At 43.2% G+C, this 796-nt stretch carries 1 protein-coding gene; it reads left to right on the plus strand.

The annotated features are described in order from the left end of the window. The coding region (locus M2R48_RS21485) for an Ig-like domain-containing protein (protein ID WP_262087664.1) at positions 1-796 on the plus strand (796 nt) is incomplete at both ends.

The raw sequence follows: 796 nt of genomic DNA on the forward strand, positions 1-796 counted from the left end.
CAGTGCACCGACACAAACTGTAGTGATCAGTAACATCGTTGATGATGTTGCACCGCAAACAGGAAATGTTGCTAATGGTGGTACAACGAATGATGTAACACCAGAATTGCAAGGTACGATCAGTACTGTATTAGGTTCAGGTGAGGTTGTTGCGGTATATCGTGATGGCGTTAAAGTCGGCACAGCTACAGTGACCAATACAACTTGGACATATACAGATAGTGGCTTGGCAAGTGAATCTACATATAGCTATACAGCACGTGTTGAAGATGCGGCAGGTAATACAGGAAATAGTTCAGCGGATTACAGTGTAACCATCCAAACAGGTGGCCCAACACAAACGACTATGATCACTGCGGTGCAAGATGACTTTGCTCCGCAAACTGGTGTTGTTGCCAATAATGGTGCAACAAATGATACGACTCCTTTAATTGAAGGTGTAATTAGCGCGGCATTAAATGTTGGTGAAAGCGTAGTTGTTGTTCGTGATGGTGTGGTGATTGGCACTGCAACAGTTACAGGTACAACATGGACCTTTAATGACAGTGGTCTGAGCAATGGGTTGGGTTATACCTATACAGCATACGTACAAAATGCCGCATCAATTTCAGGTGGTGTATCTAATTCTTATACGATTAATATTGACACCATAGTACCAACACAAACCACAACGATAACAACAGTTGTTGATAACGTTGCCCCAGGTTTAGGAAATGTTGCCAATGGTGCTTTCACCAATGATGACACGCCAGAAGTCCAAGGTACGATTAGTGCTACATTGGGTTCAGGTGAAGTT

Origin of the sequence: Acinetobacter sp. I-MWF (genome assembly GCF_025433935.1) — a bacterium.
GTDB classification, from domain to species: domain Bacteria; phylum Pseudomonadota; class Gammaproteobacteria; order Pseudomonadales; family Moraxellaceae; genus Acinetobacter; species Acinetobacter guillouiae.